Source organism: Paenibacillus sp. (assembly GCF_035645235.1).
GTDB lineage: Bacteria > Bacillota > Bacilli > Paenibacillales > YIM-B00363 > Paenibacillus_AE.
The window spans coordinates 1-23,794 of record NZ_DASQMZ010000088.1 but is presented as its reverse complement, the minus strand read 5'-3'; the positions used below and the strand labels follow the sequence as shown (position 1 = coordinate 23,794).

22 protein-coding genes and 1 tRNA gene are annotated in these 23,794 nt (G+C 61.9%); 18 read left to right on the top strand and 5 right to left on the bottom strand.

Annotation, left to right across the window (positions count from 1 at the left end):
* Positions 1-214 precede the first annotated feature (214 nt).
* The 5 genes from VEZ38_RS08435 to VEZ38_RS08415 all read left to right on the top strand — a co-directional run bounded on the left by VEZ38_RS08435 (position 215) and on the right by VEZ38_RS08415 (position 4,876).
* Complete coding sequence (locus tag VEZ38_RS08435) at positions 215-982, top strand: CAP domain-containing protein (RefSeq protein ID WP_324892911.1); 768 nt, start codon at positions 215-217, stop codon at positions 980-982.
* Positions 983-1,098: 116 nt separating this feature from the next.
* The gene (locus VEZ38_RS08430) at positions 1,099-2,592 is read left to right on the top strand and encodes a YhcN/YlaJ family sporulation lipoprotein (RefSeq protein ID WP_324892910.1); all 1,494 of its coding nucleotides are present in this window, start codon (positions 1,099-1,101) and stop codon (positions 2,590-2,592) included.
* A gap of 171 nt (positions 2,593-2,763) precedes the next feature.
* Positions 2,764-2,991, top strand: a complete 228-nt coding sequence (locus VEZ38_RS08425) for a helix-turn-helix domain-containing protein (protein WP_324892909.1) — start codon at positions 2,764-2,766, stop codon at positions 2,989-2,991.
* 143 nt (positions 2,992-3,134) lie between these two features.
* Positions 3,135-3,878 carry a class I SAM-dependent methyltransferase gene (locus VEZ38_RS08420; protein WP_324892908.1) on the top strand — a complete coding sequence of 248 codons (744 nt, stop codon included), beginning with the start codon at positions 3,135-3,137 and terminating at the stop codon, positions 3,876-3,878.
* On the top strand, positions 3,875-4,876 hold the full coding sequence (locus tag VEZ38_RS08415; RefSeq protein WP_324892907.1) for an MBL fold metallo-hydrolase: 1,002 nt from the start codon (positions 3,875-3,877) through the stop codon (positions 4,874-4,876). Before VEZ38_RS08420 ends, VEZ38_RS08415 begins: the two co-directional genes overlap by 4 nt.
* Positions 4,877-5,158: 282 nt before the next feature.
* Here VEZ38_RS08415 and VEZ38_RS08410 read toward each other — a convergent pair whose 3' ends face one another.
* Complete coding sequence (locus tag VEZ38_RS08410; protein ID WP_324892906.1) at positions 5,159-5,695, bottom strand: phosphatidylglycerophosphatase A; 537 nt, start codon at positions 5,693-5,695, stop codon at positions 5,159-5,161.
* A gap of 156 nt (positions 5,696-5,851) precedes the next feature.
* On the opposite strand from VEZ38_RS08410, the gene VEZ38_RS08405 reads away from it, so the two are divergent.
* From VEZ38_RS08405 to VEZ38_RS08395, 3 genes are all read left to right on the top strand, one after another.
* Positions 5,852-6,895, top strand: coding sequence for a GerMN domain-containing protein (locus VEZ38_RS08405; protein ID WP_324892905.1), 1,044 nt, complete (start codon positions 5,852-5,854; stop codon positions 6,893-6,895).
* 185 nt (positions 6,896-7,080) lie between these two features.
* Entirely contained in the window at positions 7,081-7,863 is a 783-nt protein-coding gene (gene rph, locus VEZ38_RS08400) for a ribonuclease PH (RefSeq protein ID WP_324892904.1), read from the top strand.
* Positions 7,856-8,476: an XTP/dITP diphosphatase gene (locus VEZ38_RS08395; RefSeq protein ID WP_324892903.1), complete on the top strand. Its 621-nt coding sequence runs from the start codon at positions 7,856-7,858 to the stop codon at positions 8,474-8,476. Before rph ends, VEZ38_RS08395 begins: the two co-directional genes overlap by 8 nt.
* Before the next feature lie 107 nt (positions 8,477-8,583).
* On the opposite strand, the gene asnB is transcribed toward VEZ38_RS08395, so the two are convergent.
* Positions 8,584-10,431 carry an asparagine synthase (glutamine-hydrolyzing) gene (asnB, locus tag VEZ38_RS08390; protein WP_324892902.1) on the bottom strand — a complete coding sequence of 616 codons (1,848 nt, stop codon included), beginning with the start codon at positions 10,429-10,431 and terminating at the stop codon, positions 8,584-8,586.
* A 199-nt stretch (positions 10,432-10,630) separates the two neighbouring features.
* Between asnB and VEZ38_RS08385 the strand changes: the two genes are divergently transcribed.
* Positions 10,631-10,975 (top strand): hypothetical protein, encoded by a 345-nt coding sequence (locus VEZ38_RS08385; RefSeq protein WP_324892901.1) that lies wholly within the window; start codon positions 10,631-10,633, stop codon positions 10,973-10,975.
* 127 nt (positions 10,976-11,102) lie between these two features.
* On the top strand, positions 11,103-11,957 hold the full coding sequence (locus VEZ38_RS08380; protein WP_324892900.1) for a serine protease: 855 nt from the start codon (positions 11,103-11,105) through the stop codon (positions 11,955-11,957).
* A 16-nt stretch (positions 11,958-11,973) separates the two neighbouring features.
* Here the strand turns inward: VEZ38_RS08380 and VEZ38_RS08375 are convergent, their stop codons facing one another.
* The 3 genes from VEZ38_RS08375 to VEZ38_RS08365 form a co-directional block, all read right to left on the bottom strand.
* Positions 11,974-12,402: an EamA family transporter gene (locus tag VEZ38_RS08375; RefSeq protein ID WP_324892899.1), complete on the bottom strand. Its 429-nt coding sequence runs from the start codon at positions 12,400-12,402 to the stop codon at positions 11,974-11,976.
* 104 nt (positions 12,403-12,506) lie between these two features.
* A complete protein-coding gene (locus VEZ38_RS08370; protein ID WP_324892898.1) occupies positions 12,507-13,166 on the bottom strand; it encodes a hypothetical protein in 660 nt (219 codons plus the stop codon).
* Between the two features lie 258 nt (positions 13,167-13,424).
* Positions 13,425-13,501 (bottom strand) — tRNA-Arg (locus VEZ38_RS08365).
* A gap of 126 nt (positions 13,502-13,627) precedes the next feature.
* Here VEZ38_RS08365 and VEZ38_RS08360 point away from each other — a divergent pair.
* The 8 genes from VEZ38_RS08360 to yihA all read left to right on the top strand — a co-directional run.
* Positions 13,628-14,536 carry a hypothetical protein gene (locus VEZ38_RS08360; RefSeq protein ID WP_324892897.1) on the top strand — a complete coding sequence of 303 codons (909 nt, stop codon included), beginning with the start codon at positions 13,628-13,630 and terminating at the stop codon, positions 14,534-14,536.
* A gap of 68 nt (positions 14,537-14,604) precedes the next feature.
* Positions 14,605-15,894, top strand: coding sequence for a trigger factor (gene tig / locus VEZ38_RS08355; RefSeq protein ID WP_324892896.1), 1,290 nt, complete (start codon positions 14,605-14,607; stop codon positions 15,892-15,894).
* A 140-nt stretch (positions 15,895-16,034) separates the two neighbouring features.
* Positions 16,035-16,625, top strand: a complete 591-nt coding sequence (gene clpP / locus VEZ38_RS08350; RefSeq protein WP_324892895.1) for an ATP-dependent Clp endopeptidase proteolytic subunit ClpP — start codon at positions 16,035-16,037, stop codon at positions 16,623-16,625.
* A gap of 13 nt (positions 16,626-16,638) precedes the next feature.
* Positions 16,639-17,901 (top strand): ATP-dependent protease ATP-binding subunit ClpX, encoded by a 1,263-nt coding sequence (gene clpX / locus VEZ38_RS08345; RefSeq protein WP_324892894.1) that lies wholly within the window; start codon positions 16,639-16,641, stop codon positions 17,899-17,901.
* A gap of 73 nt (positions 17,902-17,974) precedes the next feature.
* Complete coding sequence (gene ispG / locus VEZ38_RS08340; RefSeq protein ID WP_324892893.1) at positions 17,975-19,087, top strand: flavodoxin-dependent (E)-4-hydroxy-3-methylbut-2-enyl-diphosphate synthase; 1,113 nt, start codon at positions 17,975-17,977, stop codon at positions 19,085-19,087.
* A gap of 168 nt (positions 19,088-19,255) precedes the next feature.
* The gene (gene lonB, locus VEZ38_RS08335; RefSeq protein ID WP_324892892.1) at positions 19,256-20,971 is read left to right on the top strand and encodes an ATP-dependent protease LonB; all 1,716 of its coding nucleotides are present in this window, start codon (positions 19,256-19,258) and stop codon (positions 20,969-20,971) included.
* A gap of 93 nt (positions 20,972-21,064) precedes the next feature.
* Positions 21,065-23,416, top strand: coding sequence for an endopeptidase La (lon, locus tag VEZ38_RS08330; protein WP_324892891.1), 2,352 nt, complete (start codon positions 21,065-21,067; stop codon positions 23,414-23,416).
* A 30-nt stretch (positions 23,417-23,446) separates the two neighbouring features.
* Positions 23,447-23,794, top strand: a 348-nt coding sequence (gene yihA, locus VEZ38_RS08325; protein ID WP_324892890.1) for a ribosome biogenesis GTP-binding protein YihA/YsxC, incomplete at its 3' end; no start/stop codon positions are given.

Sequence of the window (23,794 nt, the reverse complement as noted above, 5' to 3'; positions counted from 1 at the left end):
GCGCATCCCGAGGCGGTCGCCGCGCTGTCGCGCGCGGCGACGCCGGCCCCTTGGCTGCTGCGGGCGGCGATCGAGCGGCCGGCGGGCGGCCGGCGCGCGGCGGCGCCTTACCTGACGGCGGGCCGCATAGCGAAGACGCGCCGACGGAAACACTAAGTCGACGGGAAGCCGGCAGGCTCCCTGTACATACCGATAGGGAGGAACAAAATTTAACATGTTAGCTTTTCTTAGAAGATGGCGGAGGCGGCTGCTCGCGCTCGGGCTGGCGGGCGCGGCGTTGTTCGCGTTCGCGACGGCCGCATGGGCGTTCGGACCGGGCTCGAAGGGCGCCGACGTTTACGCGGTCCAAGCGATGCTTCGTTCGATGGGGTATTACCAGGGCAAGATCGACGGCTCGTACGGCGCGGGTACCGCGAACGGCGTCAAGGCGTATCAGCGGACGGCGGGGCTGCGCGCGACCGGCACCGTCGACGCGGCGACGCTCCGCTCGATCCTGCAGGCGTATACCCGGTTAAAGACGGCCCCGGCCCCGACCGGACAAGCCCCGACCGGCGCCGGAGGTTCCGGCGGCGCAGGCGCGAATGTGGCTTCCTATGCGGTCTCCGCCGCCGAACGGGAAATGTCCGCGCTCGTGAACGCGGCTCGCGCGGAGGCGAATTTGCCGCCGCTGACGCTGCATGTCGAGCTTTCGCGCGTCGCGCGGTTCAAGAGCGAAGATATGGCGGCGAACGGCTATTTCTCGCATGATTCGCCGACGTACGGCTCCCCGTTCCAAATGATGAGCGATTTTCGCATCGCGTATTCCTCCGCGGGCGAAAATATCGCCTGCAATCAGACGGTGCAGCGGGCGCACGAGGCGTTGATGAATTCGCCGGGCCATCGGGCCAACGTGCTCAGCGCCGACTTTACGCACATCGGCATCGGCGTGTCGAACGGCGGTCCGTGCGGCGCGATGTATACCCAGATGTTTATGAAGCCGTAAACCTTTTCCCTATACAGTCAAGCTTTATGGCACGCCGGCAGCGCATGAACCGGGGGGCGGGGAGCATCCTAAGGGTGTTTCCACCATAACCTTGAGAAACGGAGAGATGAGGTACGATGTTGAAGCAATTTCTTCGCGTAACCGTCATCGGCGCGTCGGTTCTTGCGCTGGCGGCTTGCGGCGGCGGCAACGGAGCGGGCGATCTGCCGCAAAACGGTTACCGGACGAACGCGACGGGCGCCGGACAAGGCGTTAAGGGGTCGGCGACCGGATACGGCACTCATACGAATCGGAACTTGCAGCTGAACCAAGAAATCGCACGGGCGATCGAGCGGCTCGACGGCATCTCGAGCGCTCGCGTCGTGCTGGGAGAGACGAACGCGTACGTCGGCGTCGAACTGAACGCGAACGCCGGCAACGGTCCGGCGCTTGGTGGAAACAACGCGCGATCCAGCACGAACGCGAGCGAATACGGCGCACCCGGGAACTATTACGGCGCGACGGACAGCCGCGCGTTCCCGATGGTGCGCGGCCAAGGCGAGAACGCGGGTAACGCGGGCGGCTTCGGCCGGAACGACGTCGGCACGGGCGCCGCGGCGCCGAACATGTACGGCCTGACGACGCGCGGCAACGGGCGGGGACTCGCCGGCGGTTCGGAGATTAGCGGCTACAGCGGCGGCGACGGCAACCCGGGCGGGTTTCTTAGCGGCCTAGGCCGGATGTTCGGCTTGAACGGTAACGGCAACGGCAACGGCGGAAACGTCGGAAACGCCGGAAACGCCGGGACGAACGGAAGCGGCGCGACGAACGGAGCCAACGGAACGAACGGGACGGCGACCGGTCGTACGTTCGGCCTCGGCGGCGACGAAGTCGGCAACGGCTTGATCGGCGGCGTGACGATGCAGCAATCCGGCGGCGGACTTCGCGCGAACAACGCGGGCGCGCGGACGGGCGCCAGCAGCACGACCGACCTCGGCAGCGGCGCGGGCAGCTACGGCGCGACGCAACGCCTCGACGTCGGCGGCGATATGGACTACGGCCGATACCAAGGCATGAACGGCGGCGCCGCAGGCGGACGTTCCGGCCGCGTCGGGCTAAACCGTACGGGCGTCAACGGCGGCATGGACGACGAGAACAGCCGTTATATGTACAATGGCGGCGCCTACGGCCAAATGAGCGCGTATCAAAACAACAACGGGTTGAGCCAGATGGTGCGCGCCCGCGTAGAGAGCGTCGTGCGCTCCCTCGCGCCGAACGTGCGCAACGTCTATGTCAGCGCGGATCGGAACTTCGTGGAGCGGCTGGGCACGTACGGGACCAACGGCTTCGGCGGGGCGAACGGGCGCAACCTGATCGACGAGTTTAATAGCTGGGTCAGCGGCATCTTTAACTTCGACGACATGAACCGGTACGACATGAACAACGATCAGCGCAATCGGAACGGCGTGACGCAAGGCCTCAACAATTCGTTCGACCGAAACAACGCCCGCCATTCGACGGGCGCGGGAACGACGGGGACGGACGCCGGCGCCGGCGTCAACTCCGGCATAACGGGCAGCGGCACGGGCATGAACCGCGCGCAAGCCGGCGTGGTCGGCTCGGCGCGATAATCGAATCCAGCAGCGTTCTTTATTCGAGGCGAGGAGCATATGCTCCTCGCCTTTTCCTTATGCGCCTATTTTTCTGGTCGGTATCACCATCGGTTTGCGCCCTTCATACTATATGTTGACTGTATCCCTTAACCTTGTAAACCAAATCCCGAGCAAGGAGGGGTGACGCACTTGAAGGGTAACGACCACCATCGGAATAAGTTTCTGCTGACGAATCGCGAACGGGAAGTATTCGAACTTCTGGTTCAAGACAAGACGACCAGAGATATCGCCCAGCTGCTGTTCATCAGCGAGAAGACCGTACGCAATCACATTTCCAACGTGATGCAGAAGTTGAACGTCAAAGGCCGTTCTCAAGCGGTTGTGGAGCTGATCAGGCTCGGGGAACTCAACATTTGACGGTACGCTTCTTTCCATACGGAAACCTCTTCGGACCTTCCGTCCGTTGGCGCCCATCGCGGGCGCGAACGGCGGAAGGTTTTTGAATTTTGGCGCGTCGCGTCGTACAATGGGTAACGATAAGAACCGGAGGTGCGAGCGGGTTGAACGAGCCTTGGTACGAGCGAAGCTTTCGCGAAGACTATCTGGTTATCTATAAGCATCGAGACGTAAGCGGTGCCGAACACGAGGTGAGGGCCATGTCGTCATGGCTGCGGCTGCAAGAGGGGGCGAGCGTGCTCGATTTATGCTGCGGCACCGGCCGCCATTCCGTCGTGCTGGACGCGCTCGGCTATGCGGTCGTCGGCGTCGATCTGTCCGAGACGCTGCTCGCCGAGGCGCGGGAGCGCGAGGACAACGCGGTTCGCTGGGTGCGAGGCGACATGCGCCGCGTGCCGCTCGACGGACCGTTCGACGCGGTGCTGAACATGTTCACGTCGTTCGGCTATTTCGAATCGGACGCGGAGAACGAGCGGGTGCTCGCCGAAATTCGCCGGCTGCTGCGTCCCGGCGGCCGGTACGTCATCGATTTTCTCAATCCGTCTTATGTATTGGCGAACCTGGTGCCGCATTCGACGCGCCGGGACGGCGATTTGACCATCGACGAGCGGCGCGCGGTGCGCGACGGCTATGTCGTGAAGACCATTACGGTTTCCGAAAAGGACGCCGCCCCCCGATCCTACGAGGAACGGGTGAAGCTGTACGGGCTGCCCGCCTTCGAGGGCATGCTGGCGCGCGTCGGGCTGTCGCTCGACGCGGTTTACGGCGACTACGACGGCTCCGCGTACGACGAGCCGACGTCGAAGCGCCTCATTTTGGTAGGGCACAGAGGAGAGAAGGAAGCATGAGCGCGGGAATTGCGATCGCGGATCGGGGAGACGGCATCTGGCAGGTGAAGGTGCCGCTCCCTTTTCCATTGCTGTGGGTGAACGCTTATGTCGTGCGCGGGGCGGACGGCGCCGTCGATATCGTCGATCCGGGGCTGCGGACGGCGCTGGCCGAGGCGCGTTGGGCGGAGGCGGCGGAGGCGGTCGGGTTTCGCTGGCGGGATGTCCGCTCGATCGTCCTGACGCACCATCACCCGGACCATTACGGGTTGGCGGGCTGGATGCAGGAGCGCTCCGGCGCGCCCGTCCGGCTGTCGGCCGCCGCTCGGGCGCAAGCGGAGACGCTGTGGGGCGAAGGCGCATGGCGCGAGACGGCGGAGGCGACGCTGGCGCTGTTCGCGCGGCACGGCTACCCGGAGGCGGAAGAGCCGGCGATGCGGGAGCATTTGGGCAGCTTCTTGCCGATGGTGACGCCGCATCCGGCCCCCGCGCTCGTCGAGCACCTCGCGTACGGCGCCTCGGTGACGCTGGGCGACCGGTCGTACGACGCGTTGCATACGCCGGGCCACGCCGCGGGCCACTTGAGCTTCTGGGACGCTTCGACGGGGCGGCTGTTTTGCGGCGACCACGTGCTGCCGGGCATTACGCCGAACGTCTCGCTGCTGCCGTTCGGCGACACGGACCCGCTCGGGACGTATTTGGCGTCGCTGGACGAGGCCGAACCGCTGCCGGTCACGCTCGCGTTTCCGGGCCACCGCGAGCCGTTCGCGCACTACGCGGAGCGCGTGCGCGCGATCCGCGCCCATCACGACGAGCGTCTCGCGCGGATGGAGGCGGCGCTGTCCGCGCCGATGACCGGCTACGCGCTTTGCCGCGCCCTGTTCGGGGACAAGCTGTCGGTGCACCAGCTGCGCTTCGCGCTCGCCGAGACGCTCGCCCATCTCGCGTACCTCGAGCGCCGGGGCCGCATCGCCGCGTCCGAGGACGCAGCCGGCTGCATCTTGTACGCCGCACGCTGACGTCGTGGCTTCGGGGGCTACCGCCACCGGCGGGCTAGGGCGGCCCAATAGTCGGAGAAACTCCGACTATTTGGGTTCCCCGAGCCGCTGACGGGTCGTATAGTCGGAGATTCTCCGACTATTTTGGTTCCCCGGGTCGCTGACGGTCGTTTAGTCGGAGAAACTCCGACTATTTGGGTTCCCCGGGCCGCTGACGGGCGGATAGTCGGAGAAACTCCGACTAAATGAGGTCCCTGGGCCGCCTGCGACCGGATAGTCGGAGAAACTCCGACGTCGGGGCCGCTACAGCGCCGGGGCCGGCTCCGCCTCGGACTCGGGGGGCAGCGTCGCCGTGCGGGCGTGCGCGATGCGGCTCGAGGCCGCGGCGGCGATCGCGCCGACGATGTCGTCGAGGAACGTATGAATGAAGCCGTCGTGTTTGTCGTTCAGCCGCTGGAGGACGCCCGGCTTCAGCTTGTCGATATACCCGAAATTCGTATAACCGATCGTGCCGTATATATTGACGATCGACAGCGCCAAGATTTCGTCGACCCCGTACAATCCCTCGTCGTTCTTCACCATTTCTTGCAGCGGAGCGAACAGCTCCCCGCGCTCGCATAAAATATCGAGCTGGATGCCGGTCAGGATCGCGTTTTGCACCTCGCGTTTCTCCAGCACGCGCTCCACGTTTTCCACGCATTCCTCCAAGGTTAACCCCGGGATGTAATCCTTCTGCAAAAACATCGCCAGCTCCGCGATTTCCTCTACGCGTACGTTCCGCTTCGCCAGCCATTCCCGCGTCGCGGACGCCACCTTCTTGCTGTCCAAGCTGTATTTCATCCGATCTTTAACCCCTCTTCCCATCTTGGAAAATGTACTCGTATTATGCCCTTCGACGCGTCGGACAACTCTTTGCGCCGACTCGGACAAAATGTTGCATAAAAGCGGGGGAGGCTCGTATACATAGTACAAACTCATTGGGGAGGCTCATGAACCATGAATCGTAATAAAAAAGTTGGCTGGATTAGCATCATTGCTTCCGTCGGCATATTGTCGGGCTGCTCGCTCTCCGGGTCGTCCGGCTCGACGCCGATCGACCCCCCGAAAGACCCGACGGCCGAAGGAGAGGGCGGCGTCATGGCCGCTTCCGCGGAAATCGCGAACCCGTTCACCGCGACGCTGTACGCGCGCGACGCGGACGGCTACGTCGCGCCGCTCAGCGTCAAGCTGCCGTTCGATACGCCAGACGTGGCGAAGCGTACGCTTCAATACATGGTCAAAGGCGGCCCGGGCGAGGAGCTGATGCCGGAAGGCTTCTCGGCGCTGCTCCCCGAGGGCACCGAGGTGTTGTCGCTCGACATCGACGCGACGACGAAGACGGCGACGATCGACTTCAACGAAGCGTTCCTCGGCTACGAGGCGGGAGATGAGCGTCAAATTCTCGAGGGCATCACGTGGGCGATGACGAGCTATCCGTCGGTCGAGTACGTGCGCCTGTGGGTCGAAGGCAAGGCGTTGAAAGAGATGCCGGTCGCGATGACGCCGCTCGACGCGCCGCTGTCGCGCCACATCGGCATTAACGTAGAACGCGCCTCGGGCGTCGACTTCACGCGCGCGACCCCGGTGACGCTGTACTTCATGAACCAAACGGCCGACAGCTTTACCTATTACGTGCCGGTGACGCGCCTCATCGGTTGGACGACGGACGTCGCCGGCGCGACGGTCGCGGAGCTGATCAACGGTCCGCTGGATTCGAGCAAGCTGGAAGCGGTGTTCCTGCCGACGGAAGGCGCCGACAACACGGTCAGCCTGACGGCCGACAACATCGTCGTCGATCTCGACGGGGCGCTCGCCGGCTCCGGCGAAAAGCTTCCGGTCGAAGGCCTGCAAGCAATCGTGCTCTCGCTGACCGAAACGACGCCGACGAAGGGCGTGCAAATTACGGTCGACGGCGCGGCGCAGGTCATCGCGACGGACGACAAGGATTACGGCGCGCAGCCGGTCAGCCGGCCGAAGGCGCTTAACCCGCTGGAATTGTAAAAGCTCGACAAGCCGCGCCTCGCGTGACCGGAGGCGCGGCTTTTGCGTTGCCGGCGACGGAATGTGATTTTTTCGGCTGCGTTTGGTAAGATGGGGTACGATAACGGACGAGCACTCGTCCGCCGGGTCCGGCCGCCGTATGCACCAAAGAGGCGGCCGAACGGAGAAGGAGGAAAATCAAAGGTATGGCGATTACGCGAACGGACGGACGCCGATGGGACGAAATTCGGCCCTTGACGATCGAAACAGGCGTTAATAAATATGCGGAAGGCTCCGTGCTCATCGAGGTCGGCGCGACGAAGGTGATCTGCACGGCGACCGTGGACGAGAAGGTGCCCCCGTTCATGAAGGGGCAAGGCCGCGGCTGGGTGACGGCCGAATACGCGATGCTGCCGCGCGCGACGCAGGTGCGCAATCAACGGGAAGCGAACAAGGGCAAGTTGAGCGGAAGGACGATGGAAATTCAGCGTTTGATCGGCCGGTCGCTTCGGTCCGTCGTCGATTTGCATGCGCTCGGAGAGCGCACGATCACGCTCGATTGCGACGTCATTCAAGCGGACGGCGGCACGCGGACGACGTCGATCACCGGCGCGTTCGTGGCGCTGGCGCTCGCAGTGGATAAGCTGCGCGCCGCCGGGCTCATACCCGACGCCCGCAAATATCCGATTACGGACTTTCTGGCGAGTGTAAGCGTCGGCGTCGTCGGGGGGAACGTGCTGCTAGACCTCAATTACGAGGAAGACAGCAAAGCGATCGTCGATATGAACGTCGTGATGACCGGCGTCGGCAAGCTGGTGGAGGTGCAGGGCACTGGCGAGGAGGCGCCGTTCACGCGCCAGGAGCTGAGCGCGATGCTCGACGTCGCCGAAGCGGGCATTCGCCGCATTCGCGGCCTGCAGCGCGAGGCGCTCGGCGCCGCGGCCGATCGGATTCCGGATGCGGGCGCGGAGGCCGAGGCCCATGCGTAAATCGATCGTCGTCGCGACCCGAAACCGCGGCAAAGCCGCGGAATTTCGCGAGATGCTCGCGCCGCTCGGGTATGAGGTGCTGTCGCTGCTCGATCTCCCGGACGGGGCGTCACCCGACGTAGAGGAAGACGGCGACACGTTCGCGGCGAACGCCGAGAAGAAAGCGCGCGCCGCCGCGCAGGCGCTCGGCCGCCCCGCGCTCGCGGACGACTCGGGTTTATGCGTCGACGCCCTGGACGGCGCGCCGGGCGTCTATTCGGCCCGGTACGCCGGCGAGCCGTCGGACGACGCGCGCAACAATGCGAAGCTGCTTGCCGAGCTGGCGTCGCGCGGGGCGCGCGCCGGGGCGGCGCCTGTGGAAGCGCTCAGCGCGGCGCGGTTCGTCTGCGCGCTTGCGTTGTACGACCCCGACGCGGACCGCACGGTGTTCGCCGAGGGATCGTGCGAAGGGTGGATCGTGCCGGAGACGCGGGGCGCGGGCGGCTTCGGCTACGACCCGCTCTTCTACGTCGAGGCGCTCGGCAAGACGTTCGGCGAGGCGTCTTCCGAGGAGAAGCACGCCGTGAGCCATCGCGGCGCTGCGCTGCGCGCGCTGGCCGAGAAGCTGCGCTGAGCAGAAGGAATCGCGTGGGAAAAAGGGGCCGGAGGACGCTGCAAGCAGGTCCTTAAATCAAGACGGCGCGCCCGAGGCGACTCGGGCGCGCCGTTTTCCGTATCGGATTATTTCACTGTAACTTTGTACGTCTTCAGCCACGTGTTCACCTGCGCGAGGTAGGCGAACATTTGCGGGCCGTTCATCAGCTGGCCGAACCAAGGAATGTTGAATTGATCCGTCTCGCCCTTCGCCATCTGCCGGATTTTATCGGCATTGACGAATTGCAGAATCGGGGAAGCGCTGTCGTCCAGAATGCGCTCGACCCAGGATCGAACCGCGGCGAGGTAGGCCGGGTTGTGCGTCTTCGGGTACGGGCTCTTCTTGCGATACAACACTTCGTCGGGCAAGTAACCTTCCAAGGCCTTGCGAAGAATTCCCTTTTCCCGGTCGCCGGTCATCTTCATCTCCCACGGAATGTTGAACACGTATTCGATGAGCCGATGATCGCAGAACGGAACGCGCACCTCGAGTCCCGCCGCCATGCTCATGCGATCCTTGCGGTCGAGCAGCGTCGGCATGAAGCGGGTGATGTTCAGGTACGACATCTCGCGCATGCGGCCGGGCCGGCCTTCCTTCTCGTTCGCGAGGCGCGGCACTTCGGCGAGCGCCTGCGCATAGCGGTCTTCGACGTATTCGACGGGGCGGATCCACTCGGCCAGCTCCGGCTTTAACAGCTCCGCGCGCACGCCCGTAAACAACGACCACGGGAACGTGTTCGCGTTCAGCGCGTCTTCGCGGTGGAACCATGGGTAACCGCCGAAAATTTCGTCCGCCGCTTCGCCGGAGATGGCGACCGTGGCGCCCTTCTTAATTTCGCGGCAGAAGAGCAGCAGGGACGCGTCGACGTCGGCCATGCCCGGCAAGTCGCGCGCGAAGACGACGTCTTCGAGCGCGTCGACGAGCTCCGGCGTATCGAATTCGATGAAGTGATGCTCCGTGCCGAGATATTCCGTCATCTTCTCGATCCACGGCCGATCGGGGTTCGGCGTAAAGGCGGACGACTTGAAATGTTTGTCGTTGTCGACGTAATCGATCGAATACGTATGCAAGGTGCCGAGGCCGTGCAGCGCGTAATATTTCGCCGCGAACGAGGTGAGCGCGCTGGAGTCGAGGCCGCCGGAAAGCAGCGTGCACACCGGAACGTCCGAGACGAGCTGACGCTCGACCGTATCCTTGAGCAGGTCGCCGACCTTCCGCGCCGTCGTCTCGAGATCGTCTTCATGCTCGCGCGCCTCGACCCTCCAGTAGCACTCGATGCGCATCCCGTTCTTGTCGTACACGAGGAAGTGGCCCGGCTTCAGCTCGTATAGATCGCGGAAGACGCCATGGCCGGGCGTGCGGGCGGGGCCGACGGCGAAAATTTCCGCGAGGCCTTCCGGACCGACCTCCGGCTGGAACGTCGGATTGGCGAGGATCGCCTTCGGCTCGGAGGCGAACAGGAAAGCGCCGTTCGCGTTCGCGTAGAAGAGCGGCTTGACGCCGACGCGGTCGCGGCAGACGAACAGGCTTTGGTCGCGCTCGCTCCAAATCGCAAAGGCGAAAATGCCGTTCAGCCGATCGACCGCGGCTCGGCCCCATTCGATGTAAGACACCAGCAGCACCTCGGTGTCGCAGTTCGTCTTGAAGACATGGCCGCGGGCTTCGAGATCCTTCCGCAGCTCCATGGTGTTGTAGAGTTCTCCGTTATATACGATGGTAAACGTATGTCCGCCGTATTTCCGGTACATCGGCTGCGCGCCGTTCGTCGGGTCGATGATGCTGAGCCGGCGATGGCCGAGGGCGCAGGACCCCGACAGCCACGTGCCGGACGCATCCGGCCCCCGTGCGCCGAGCGTCTCCGTCATGTTCTCCAGAATCGTAGGATAATTGGTGAGATTTTTATTCCAATCGACCCATCCGGTAATTCCACACATCGATCCTCATCCCTTTCCCTCCTGGTGTAGAGCCCCGTCAGCGCCCTCGACGCGAAAAAGCCCTCTTCGGGCCTCTGATCGCGGCGTTTACGCTCGTTTGTCTTGAGGAATATGGTTATAGGTATGCGCGGAGGCGGGATAAGATGCAAGTCCCTGCGGGATTCTAAGGAGAACCGGCTTCAAGGAGGGCAGAAACCGAATGATTCGCATACAAGATGCCGCCTTTGTGCGGCTTGGGTACAGCGGGGACGAGACGTTCGCAGAGGTCCAGGTGCGGGCGGACGGCTTCGACGCGCCGCTCGTCGCGACGTTCAAGCGTCGGCCGGACGGCGAATTCGACTTGGTCCACGTATCGGAGAGGCGGGACGACCGGGCGTTGGACTGGTACGACAACAATTTGCACGAGGCGTTCCCGAGCGCGATGGAGAAGCTGTTCGGCGCGGGTTCGGACGGCGAGACGACGCGCCGCACGTTCGCGGAGCAGGTGCTGAAATTCGGCGACGTGCGCGGCACGATCGAGGATACGCTGTATTACGGCGGTTAGGCGCCGCGCCTGAACGACCGGCGAAAGCCCGGGGACATGGTCTCCGGGCTTTCGTCGTTTTCTATCTATGAAACCGATGCGCCCGCGATGCGTGTTATAATGGTAGAAATCGATAGGGGGCAGGAACGTGGCGGATCGGGAAGAAGAGGAGCGCCTCGAACAGGAGAAAAGGATATCGGACCTCCGACACTACGAGGATCGCGAATACGGCCGGGAGTTCACGGAGGAGGAACTGACGGAGCTGTTCCAAGCGGCCGACGAGGAAGGAGAGCCGCCGCCGCCGCTCGTGCGGAGGCCTTGGTTTCAGCGTCTCGTCGCCGGCGTGCTTGCGCTTATGCTCGGCGCGCAGGTCATGGCGCTCGTACCGCAGGTGTTTTCCCTGGCCGCGGTGCGGTTTCTGACCGTATCGGCGCAATTGTCGCAATCGGCGGAGATTCAGGAGTATAAAGCGTCCGTCGTCGTGCTTCGTTCCGGCGGCTCGAAAGGGACGGGCTTCTTTATTTCCGAGGACGGCCTTGTCGCGACGAATCGGCACGTCGTCGACGAGCCGGGCGAGCTTCGGGTCCATCTCGCCGACGGCCGCGTATACCGCGGAACGGTGGTGTCCGTCGACGAGGAGGTCGATCTCGCGTTCGTCGATATCGACGCGGAAGGCGTGCCCGCTCTGACGCTCGCGGACGCGTACGACGGCGCAGCGGACGTGCCGGTGTACGTGATCGGCAATCCGTTGTTTTTCAACGGCATCGCGAACGAAGGGAAAACCCGCGGGCTGCTGCCGGACCGGGATCCGCCGATGCTGGCGATCGACGCGCCCGTCTACAAAGGAAACAGCGGCAGTCCCGTCATTACTCGGGACGGGGAAGTCATCGGCGTCGTCTACGCGACGAGCACGATGGAGGAAGAAGACGGCTCGGAGCTGCGCATCGGACTCGCGGTGCCGGTCGATTGGATTCACGCTCGCCTGCCGGGAGCGAACGATTGAAGATGCCGACAGACGGCTATTTCAGGGCGACGAGCAGCGCCCCGGCGGCGATGAGCGCTACGCCGGCGGCGTTCGCCCAAGAGATGCGCTCGCCGAGAAACAGATATGCGAGGATGACGGCCAGCACGACGCTCAGCTTGTCGATCGGAGCGACCTGCGACACCTTGCCGTACTTCAGCGCCAGAAAATAAAACAACCAGGACGCCGCGCCCGCGCCGCCGCTGAGCGCGATGTACGTCAGGGCGCGCCGCTGGTGGGCGAGCTCCGCGAGCGCGGCGCCCTTGCCTTGAAACAGCACGAAGCCGAGCAAGAAGACGGCCATGATGACCGCCCGGACGGCGGTCGCCGCGTTCGCGTCGACCTGCTCCAAGCCGATTTTGCCGAGCACGGCGACGAGCGCCGCCGTTACGGCGGAAAGAAGCGCGTACACGAGCCATAACCCCATAAGATACCTCCTGAAACCAGGTTGTACGCCGCCGAATTCGGAACAAAGAGGCCCCGCCGATCGGCAGGGCCTCTTCTTCATCCGCAGGTACGCGTCAGCGTTCCTTAGTGCAGCGTCTGCTCGACTTGCTGGAGCTCCTGCTGCGCCGCTTGCAGCTGCGAAGCGCTAAGCTGCTGTGCTTGCTGCGCTTTCTGCGCCAGCTGCTGCGCTTGCGAGGCTTTCTGCTGCACGGCCTGCATTTGTTGCGTCAACATCTCTTCTTGGAGCTTTGCTTCTTGCAGCTGCTGCGCGCTCATCCCTTGCACCTTTTGCGCCTCGGTCTGAATTTGCTGGGCTTGCGTAGCTTTTTGTACCGCGCTTTGCGCGTGCTGGATCGCCTGCTGCGCCAGCTGCTGCGCCTCCGTAACGACCTGCTGCGCCTGCTGCGTGATTTGGTCGACCATCATTTGCACGCTTTGCGGCTGCGCCGTCGCAGCGGACATGCCCGTTGCGCTTGCCTGCGATGTCTGGGAGGACGTAGCCGCCTGCTGCTGCGACTGCGACGAGCCCTGCTGCATCGTTTGCTGAAGCACCTGCTGGGCTTGCTTGGAGCCCTGTTGCGCCATTTGCTGCACCGCCTGCGCGCCTTGCTTTACCGTCTGCGCCATCGCGCTCTCCACCTTCATGGAGGCGTCGACCACGGCGGCCGCCACTTCTTTGCCGGCGTTCTGCGCAGCTTTCTGTACGTTCGAGCTCGTCGTCGATTTCGTCGTCGTCTGGCTCACTGCGTTCACTCCTTAGGAAGGATGGGTTGACGTACGCTTATAGGATGGGTCGCGAGGAGGGAACGTATCCGGCTCAAACTTAGGAAAAAAACGAAAAAGCCGCCGAGATCGGCGGCTTTGCAGTATGCAATATATGAAGTACAATGGCGTCCCAGGAGGGATACTCGGCACGAAGTGCCGAGGCTGCGAAGCGATATCGATGAAGCGAAGCTCCGGCGACCCCCCGGGTTCTCATCCCCGATGACTTATATGTATCAATGGCGTCCCAGGAGGGATTCGAACCCCCGACCTTACGCTTAGAAGGCGTATGCTCTATCCGACTGAGCTACTGGGACGTGTCGGAAAACCGAACTCGAAAATTATAACATGACGAGGGCATTGGGCGCAACCGAACGCCGCGTTCGTATTTCTTTCGAAAACCTGCTACAATGAGTTGACCATGGAGTACACCGGGGGCGACGATGGACGGCAAAACGCGGGGGGAATTGATTCTTTTCCCGAAAACCATTGATTATTATCAATTCGAATTGACGAAACTGCTGGAGAAGGAAGCGTACGGCGAAGCGATTCGGCTGCTCGAGTTTCTGGTATCCTGCAGTACGGAGGACGGGCGGACGAACGCGGAGTGGAGCACTCTGCTGCAATGGCTCTCGACCGAATTTCCGGACGCCGCCCGCGCGCGGGAGGCCTCGGAAGAAGCGCCGCTGGGCGAGGAGGAGCTGCTGCGGCGGCGCGTTTCGGAGAGAGCCGCCGTCGATAAGCGGTACGTCGGCAAGCTGCTGGAGACGCTCTCCGGCGCTTCGATCGACAGGCAGCTGGCCGCGCTCGATCAGCTTGCGGCGCTCGACGACGAGGCGGTCGCGGAACCGCTCTTGGAACGATTGGACGGCTCTCAGCTGCATCCGTTTGTAAGCTTTAGGCTGCTGCAGACGCTCGCGCGGCTAGGCGCGCAGGGCGAGGCGACGTTCGCGAAGCTCGGCGAGATCGTCACGGTGGAGATCGAACGAACGCCGATTTCGGCCGAACGATTTCCGGAGCCGTGCCCTACGGTTCTCGAGCGGGTTCGCGAGACGGCGGAATCGACGGACCCGACGGTCGCCCACTTCGCGAAGCAGACGTGGGAAGAGTTTTTGGCCTACGCGTACGGAACTTCGGTCTATCGGAGTTTGGTAGCGGAAGCGGACGATTCGGCGGCGGACATCTGGGCGTGCGCCCTGCATGCGGCCGTCGCGCACGCCATGTACGGCAGCGGCATCTCGGAGGAATTGCAGGATCGGTACTTGATCACCGAGTCGATGCTGCCGGCTTGGGAGGACGCTTATGCTTCGTTGGCGGCGTTCTTTCGCGACATCTCCGGGGTTCGCGTTTGAAATGGACAGGTTATATGTTATAATGGCATGGTTATATTTTCGGGCGAAAAGTTTGGAGGATGCATAGAATGAAGGCGAGTTGGGAAAAGCTAGAGAGCAACGTCGGGGTGCTCACGATCGAGGTTGAAGCCGAGCAAGTGAACGAGGCTCTGAATAAAGCGTTCAAGAAGGTCGCCGGACGCGTGAACGTGCCTGGTTTCCGCAAAGGGAAAGTGCCGCGCCAAATTTTCGAAGCGAAGTTCGGCGTGGAGAGCTTGTATCAAGACGCAATCGACATCATTTTGCCGGAAGCCTATACATATGCGCTTCGGGAGACGGGCATCGAGCCGATCGATCGTCCGGAGGTGGACATCGAGAAATTCGCGAAGAACGAGCCGATGAAGCTGACCGCGAAGGTGCAAGTGAAGCCGGAAGTGAAGCTCGGCGAGTACAAAGGCTTGGAAGTCGAGGCGAAGAGCGTCGAAGTGACCGACGAAGAGATCGCCGAAGAGCTGAAGCGGCTTCAGCAGCGCCATGCCGAGATCGTTCCGGTCGAGGAAGGCGCGGCGCAGAACGGCGACGTGGCGGTTATCGACTTCGAAGGCTTCGTCGACGGCGTGGCGTTCGAAGGCGGCAAGGGCGAGAAGCATTCGCTCGAGCTCGGCTCGGGCAGCTTCATTCCGGGCTTCGAGGAAGGCGTCGTAGGCATGGCGAAGGGCGAAGAGAAGGACATCGAGGTGTCGTTCCCGGAGGACTACCACGCCGAGGAATTAAAGGGCAAAGCGGCGACGTTCAAGGTAAAGCTGCAGGATTTGAAGCGCAAGCATCTGCCGGAGCTCGACGACGAATTCGCGAAGGACGTCTCGGAATTCGAGACGATCGAAGAGTTCAAGAGCGACTTGGCGGAAAAAATTAAGAAACGCAAAGAGCGCGAAGCCCGCATCCATCAGGAGCAATCCGTCGTCGAGAAAGCGGCGGACAACGCGACGGTCGACATTCCGGCTGTCATGGTGGAGACGGAACTGAATAATATGGTAAAAGAGTTCGAAAACCGCCTTCGTTCGCAAGGCATGAACATGGAAATGTACTTCCAATTCACGAACACGAGCGAGGCCGCGTTGAAAGAGCAGATGAAGCCGGACGCCGAGAAGCGCGTGCGGAACAATCTGGTGCTCGACGCGATCGCCAAAGCCGAGAACCTTATCGCCACGGACGAGGACCTCGAGAAGGAACTCGAGACGATGGCGTCCCAGTATCAGCGCACGGTAGAAGAGATTCGCGGCATTCTCGAAGCGAACGGCCGCATCGACGACGTTCGCGAAGAGCTCTCCGCGAAGCGCGCGGTAGACTTCTTGGTCGAACACAGCAAGACGAAATAATCGCAACCCATAAGAAAGAGGGCACGTTCGTTTTTCAGAGGCGTGCCCCTTTTTTACCCCATGGCGGCCCGAAATGACACCGCCCCCGGAACATGTTAAAATAACGGTAACCCATTTGTCATGAAGCGAGGTTGGTACCCATGAATCTAGTCCCGATTGTTGTGGAGCAGACGAATCGCGGCGAGCGATCGTACGATATTTACTCGCGGTTGTTGAAGGATCGCATCATCTTCCTCGGGAGCGGCATCGACGACGACGTGGCCAATCTCGTCATCGCGCAATTGCTGTTCCTCGCCGCGGACGACGCGGAGAAGGACATTCATCTGTACATTAACTCTCCCGGCGGATCCGTAACGGCGGGGATGGGCATTTACGATACGATGCAATACATTAAGCCGGACGTCTCGACGATTTGCGTCGGCATGGCGGCGAGCATGGGCTCCATCCTGCTTACGGCGGGAGCCAAGGGCAAGCGATTCGCGTTGCCTAACAGCGAAGTCATGATCCATCAGCCGCTCGGCGGCGTACGCGGTCAGGCGACGGACATTAAAATTCACGCCGACTGGATTATTAAGACGAAACAGAAATTAAACCAAATCTATGTCACGCATACGGGTCAGCCGTACGAGAAGATCGATCGCGACACGGATAGGGATTTCTTCATGAGCGCGGAAGAAGCGCTCGCATACGGCCTGATCGACAAGGTGATCAACCCGGGCGAGCTGAAATAAAGGAGGGAAGCTAATGTTCAAATTCAACGAAGAGAAAGGCCAACTGAAGTGTTCTTTCTGCGGCAAAATGCAGGATCAGGTGCGAAAGCTGGTCGCCGGTCCTGGTGTATATATTTGCGATGAATGCATCGAGCTTTGCACGGAAATCGTCGAAGAGGAGCTCGGCCACGAGGAAGAGCTCGATCTGAAGGAAGTGCCGAAGCCGCAGCAAATTCGCGAGATTCTCGATCAGTACGTCATCGGCCAAGATCAGGCGAAGAAGTCGCTCGCCGTGGCGGTATATAACCACTACAAGCGGATTAATTCGACCGGGAAGAACGAGGACGTCGAGCTGACGAAGAGCAACATTATGCTCGTCGGCCCGACCGGCAGCGGAAAGACGCTCCTTGCGCAGACGCTCGCCAAAATTCTTAACGTGCCGTTCGCGATCGCCGATGCGACGTCCCTCACGGAAGCCGGCTACGTCGGCGAAGACGTCGAAAACATTTTGCTCAAGCTCATTCAAGCGGCCGACTACGACGTCGAGAAGGCCGAGCGCGGCATCATTTACATCGACGAGATCGATAAGGTCGCCCGCAAATCGGAAAACCCGTCGATCACGCGCGACGTATCCGGCGAAGGCGTGCAGCAGGCGCTGCTCAAAATTCTCGAAGGCACGGTCGCGTCCGTTCCGCCGCAAGGCGGCCGGAAGCACCCGCATCAGGAATTCATCCAGATCGACACGACGAACATCCTGTTCATCTGCGGCGGGGCGTTCGACGGCCTCGAGCAAATTATTAAACGCCGAATCGGCAAAAAGGTCATCGGCTTCGGCGCCGACGGCATGAAGGCGGATTTGAAGGCGGGCGAATATTTATCGATGGTGCTGCCGGAGGATCTGCTGAAATACGGCCTGATTCCGGAGTTCGTCGGGCGTCTGCCCGTCATCACGTCGCTCGAGCCGCTGGACGAAGCGGCGCTGGTACGCATTTTGTCCGAGCCGAAGAACGCGCTCGTCAAGCAATACCAGAAGCTGCTCGAGATGGATAATGTCCACCTCGAATTCGAACCGGACGCGCTCGTCGCCATCGCGTCGGAAGCGATCAAGCGCAATACCGGCGCCCGCGGCCTTCGCGCCATCATCGAGAGCATTATGCTCGACGTGATGTACGACGTGCCGTCGCGGACGGACATCAATCATTGTTTGATCACGAAGGACGTCGTGGCGAACAAGATCGTGCCGACGCTGACGCTCGCGAAGACCGAGAAGAAAAACAAAAAGGAAGAAAGCGCCTAAGCTTCTAATGCAGCATCCGTCTTTCGCGAGACGGATGCTTCGCTATGTCTATCCTTGGGAGGGGAAAACCGACATGTTTCATCGCAAAGACACGCGCCCGGTGAAGGTCGGCGACTTAACGATCGGCGGCAGCGACGACGTAATCATTCAGAGCATGTGCACGACGAAAACCGCGAACGTGGAGGCGACCGTCGCCGAGATTCATCGGCTCGAGGAAGCCGGCTGCCAGATCGTGCGCGTTACGGTGAACAACCCGGAGGCGGCGGAGGCGATCAAGGAGATCAAGAAGCGGATCTCCATTCCGCTCGTCGCGGACATTCATTTCGACTATCGGCTCGCGCTGAAGGCGATCGAGAACGGGATCGATAAGGTGCGGATCAATCCGGGCAACATCGGCCGGCGCAAAAATGTCGAAGCGGTCGTGGCCGCCTGCAAAGAACGCGGCATCCCGATCCGGATCGGCGTCAACGCGGGCTCGCTCGAGAAGCATCTGCTCGACAAATACGGCTACCCGACGCCGGAGGCGATGGTGGAGAGCGCCCTGTTCCATATCGGCATTCTCGAGGAGCTCGACTTCCACGACATTATCGTGTCGTTGAAGGCGTCCGACGTGCCGATGGCGATCGCGGCCTACACGAAGGCGGCTCAGGTGATCCCGTACCCGCTTCACCTCGGCATTACCGAGGCGGGGACGCTGTTTTCCGGGACGGTCAAGAGCGCGGCGGGTCTCGGGGTGCTGCTCAACATGGGCATCGGTTCGACGATACGCATTTCCTTAAGCGCGGATCCGGTCGAAGAAGTGAAGGTCGCCCGCGAGCTGCTCAAGACGTTCGGACTGATCACGAACGCGGCGACCCTCGTCTCGTGTCCGACCTGCGGACGGCTCGACATCGACCTGTTCGCGGTGGCGAACGAGGTGGAGGCCTATCTCGAAAAGGTGAAGGTGCCGATTAAAGTGTCCGTACTCGGCTGCGCGGTGAACGGTCCGGGGGAGGCGCGGGAGGCCGATATCGGCATCGCCGGCGCTCGCGGCGAAGGCATGTTATTCCGTTACGGAGAGATGATCCGCAAGGTGCCCGAGCAGGAGCTCGTCGCCGAGCTGAAGAAGGAAATTGATATAATCGTCGAGGCGTATCAACGCACCGGAGAAATCCCGGGGCGCAAGGCGCATAATTTGCACAACTAAGCTAAGGCCTGTTTAGAGCCGTCCCGTCGCCATGCGACGCGGGACGGCTTTCTTGCGTTTCCCGCGGTCGCGCGTTCCGCCGCTTCTCCCCAAAATGACCGGATGAAGCAACCCAAGGAAGGTAATACTTAGGGATAAACAATTATATTCCTGGAGGAGGGACGAACGGTGACGCTGAGCCTCGTCTTGGTACTGGTGCAAGTGTTTTTCGCCGTGGTCATCGGCTTATATTTTTGGAATCTGCTTCGCAATCAACAGACGAACAAGGTAGCCGTCGATCGGGAATCGAAGAAGGAAATGGAGAAGCTGCGCAAGCTGCGCAGCATCACGTTGACGAAGCCGCTCGCGGAGCGGACGCGGCCGACGACCATGAACGACATCGTCGGACAGAAGGAAGGGCTGCGCGCCCTCAAAGCGGCGCTGTGCGGCCCGAACCCGCAGCACGTCATCATATATGGGCCGCCGGGCGTCGGCAAGACCGCGGCGGCGCGCGTCATTCTGGAGGAGGCGAAGAAAAATCCGGATTCGCCGTTCCGCCAGGAGGCGAAGTTTACCGAGATCGACGCGACGACGGCGCGCTTCGACGAGCGCGGCATCGCCGACCCGCTCATCGGTTCCGTACACGATCCGATCTACCAAGGGGCCGGAGCGATGGGCGTCGCGGGCATCCCGCAGCCGAAGCCGGGCGCGGTCAGCAAGGCGCATGGCGGCGTGTTGTTTATCGACGAGATCGGGGAGCTGCATCCGATTCAGCTTAATAAATTGCTTAAGGTGCTCGAGGACCGGAAAGTATTCCTCGAGAGCGCCTATTACAACGCCGAGGATACGCATATTCCGGGATATATTCACGACATCTTCCAGAACGGCCTTCCGGCCGACTTCCGCCTCGTCGGCGCGACGACGCGGACGCCGCAAGAGCTTCCGCCGGCGCTGCGCTCGAGATGCATGGAAATTTTCTTCCGTCCGCTGCTGCCGGAGGAGGTCGCCGAAATTACGGAGAACGCGATCAAGAAGGTCGGCATGGAGCCGGACACGGCGGTGATCGACGTCGTGAAGCGGTACGCGACGAACGGGCGCGAAGCGGTCAACATCGTGCAGCTTGCGGCCGGCGTCGCCCTTACGGAAGGGCGCAGCGAGCTGACCGCCGCCGACGTGGAATGGGTGGCGCGCTGCAGCCAGATGACGCCGCGGCCGGAGAAAAAAATTCCGGAGTCGCCGATGGTCGGCTTCGTGAACGGTCTCGCCGTATACGGCCCGAATATGGGCACGCTGCTCGAGATCGAGGTGACCGCGACCGAGGCGGCGAAGCCCGGGGCGGGCACGATCAACATTACGGGCGTCGTCGACGAGGAGGAGCTCGGCGGCGGCTCCAAAACGCTCCGCCGCAAAAGCATGGCGCGCGGCTCCGTCGAGAACGTGATGACCGTGCTGCGCCGCTTCGGCCTCCGGCCGAGCGACTACGACTTGCACGTCAACTTCCCTGGCGGCGTGCCGATCGACGGGCCGAGCGCCGGCGTCGCGATGGCGACCGCCATCGCGTCGGCGATTCTCGGGGTGCCGATCGACAACAAGATCGCCATGACCGGAGAAGTGAGCATTCACGGCAAGGTGAAGCCGGTCGGCGGCGTCGTCGCGAAGGTGGAAGCCGCCTTCCAGGCCGGCGCGACGCGCGTGTTCATCCCGAAGGAGAACTGGCAGGCGATCTTCGACGGGCTCGGAGGCGGGCTGTCGGTCGTGCCGCTTGAGCATGTCGACGAATTGTTCGGCGAGCTGTTCGGCGTCGAGCGCGACTCGCTGCAAACGAAGCTGCCGGCGTTCGGCGCGGACGCGGGCGCGCGCGGGGTGTCCGTACTGCACGCGGAGGGAGAGGAGCAGCGCGGCTGATCGTTGCCGGCCGCCCTCATTGGTAATTTGCATGCCGCTTTGGTAGAATGAAGTACAGTTTAATGCAGAAGAGTCTCTTGGAGGTGCCACAGGATGGGCTTGAATAAACCGAAAGGACGGCGCCTGCCGCTGCTGCCTTTACGGGGGCTCTTGGTATACCCAAGCATGGTGCTCCACTTGGACGTCGGCCGGGAGAAGTCGGTCAAGGCCTTGGAGAAGGCGATGATCGAGGACAACATGATTTTGCTTTGCACCCAGTCCGAAATCAACATCGAAGAGCCGTCGCAAGACGATATTTATCAGGTCGGCACGATCTCGAAGGTGCGCCAGATGCTGAAGCTTCCGAACGGCACGATCCGGGTGTTGGTCGAAGGAGTCATGCGGGCGGAGATCGCCGAATACGTGCCGAACGCGGAGTACTACGAGGTGTCGGTGCGCGAGATGCCCGAGCAGGAGACGCAGGATTCCGAAATCGACGCGCTCATGCGCACGGTGCTGGCGCAGTTCGAGCACTACATCAACTTATCCAAGAAGGTCACCCCCGAGACGCTTGCGGCAGTTTCCGATATCGACGAACCGGGCCGGCTCGCCGACGTCATCTGCAGCCACTTGTCGCTCAAAATTCGCGATAAGCAGGACATTCTCGAGACGATCGACGTCCGGCTCCGCCTCGAGAAGCTGCTCGGCTTCCTGAACAACGAGCGCGAGGTGCTCGAGCTCGAGCGCAAGATCAGCCAGCGCGTCAAGAAACAGATGGAGAAGACGCAGAAGGAATATTACCTGCGCGAGCAGATGAAGGCGATTCAGAAGGAGCTCGGCGACAAGGAAGGCCGCGCCGGCGAGGTCGAGGAGCTGCGCGCGAAGCTGAAGGAAACCGACGTGCCCGAGGCGGTCGCGGAGCGGGTCGAGAAGGAGATCGATCGTCTCGAGAAGATGCCGGCGACGTCGGCCGAGGGCGGCGTCATTCGCGCGTACGTCGATTGGCTGCTCGCCTTGCCGTGGAACAAGTCGACCGAGGACGACCTGGATTTGGAAAAGGCGGAGCGCATCCTGAACGAGGATCACCACGGGATGGAAAAGCCGAAGGAGCGGGTGCTGGAGTACCTCGCGGTTCAGAAGCTCGTCAAGAAGCTGAAGGGGCCGATTCTTTGTCTCGTCGGTCCTCCAGGGGTCGGCAAGACGTCGCTCGGTCGGTCGATCGCCAAGTCGCTCGAGCGGAAATTCGTACGCATCTCCCTGGGGGGCGTGCGCGACGAAGCCGAAATTCGCGGGCATCGGCGCACCTACGTCGGCGCGATGCCGGGACGAATCATCCAGGGGCTGAAGAACGCAGGCAGCAATAATCCCGTTTTTTTGTTAGACGAAATCGACAAGATGGCGATGGATTTCCGAGGCGACCCGGCTTCCGCGCTGCTCGAGGTGCTCGATCCGGAGCAGAACAGTACGTTCAGCGACCATTACATCGAGACGCCGTTCGATTTGTCCAAAGTCATGTTCGTCACGACGGCGAACGCGCTGCACAACATCCCGAGGCCGCTGCTGGACCGGATGGAAGTGTTGTACATTCCGGGATATACCGAACTGGAGAAGCTGGAGATCGCAAAGCGCCACCTCGTGCCGAAGCAGCGCAAGGATCATGGGCTTACGGTGGAGCAGCTCGAGATCGAGGAAGGAGCGCTGCAGCGCGTCATTCGGGAGTATACGCGCGAAGCGGGCGTGCGCAATCTCGAGCAGCAAATCGCCGCGCTCTGCCGTAAAGCCGCCAAGACGATCGTATCCGAGCCGGAGCGGCAGCTCGCGGTCCGCGAGAGCGACGTACCGGAATACCTCGGACCGCCGAAATTCCGCTACGGCCTCGCCGAGGAGGAAGATCAGGTCGGCGTCGTCTGCGGCCTCGCCTGGACGGAGGTCGGCGGCGATACGCTGCATATCGAAGTGACGGTGCTGCCCGGGAGCGGCAAGCTGACGCTCACCGGCAAACTCGGCGACGTCATGAAAGAATCCGCCCAAGCGGCGTTCAGCTACGCGCGTTCGAAATCCGAGGAGCTGAACATTCCGCCCGACTTCCACGAGAAGAAGGATATTCACATTCACATCCCGGAAGGCGCGATTCCGAAGGACGGTCCGTCCGCGGGCATTACGATCGCGACCGCGCTCATTTCGGCGCTCAGCGAGACGCCGGTCCGCCGGGACGTCGCGATGACGGGCGAGATTACGCTGCGCGGCCGGGTGCTTCCGATCGGCGGCCTCAAAGAGAAGGCGCTCGCGGCGCACCGCGCAGGCATTAAGAAAATTTTGCTCCCGCAAGACAACGAGAAGGATTTGCGGGAAATCCCCGACAGCGTGAGGCAAGAGGTCGAATTCGTTCCGGTGTCCCATATGGACGAGGTGCTTCGGCATGCGCTTCTCGCCAAAGAGGACGCGCGCGAAGAAGCGATTCGCTGACGGCGGGGGAAGGAAAGGTCGGAACGAGCATTGAAGATTCATACGACGGAATTCGTAATTAGCGCCGTAAAGCCGGAGCAATACCCCGAGGACGCCTTGCCGGAGATCGCTCTGGCAGGGCGTTCCAACGTGGGGAAATCGTCCCTTATCAATCGATTGATCCAACGGAAAAACCTGGCCCGCACGAGCGGCCAGCCGGGCAAGACGCAAACCCTCAACTATTACCGCATCAACGGCTCGATGTATTTCGTCGACTTGCCCGGATACGGCTTCGCGAGAGTGTCGCAGGAGACGCGCAAGCAATGGGGCAAGATGATCGAGAAGTATTTGACGGAGCGCCGCAATTTGAAAGCCGTCTTGCACCTGATCGACCTGCGT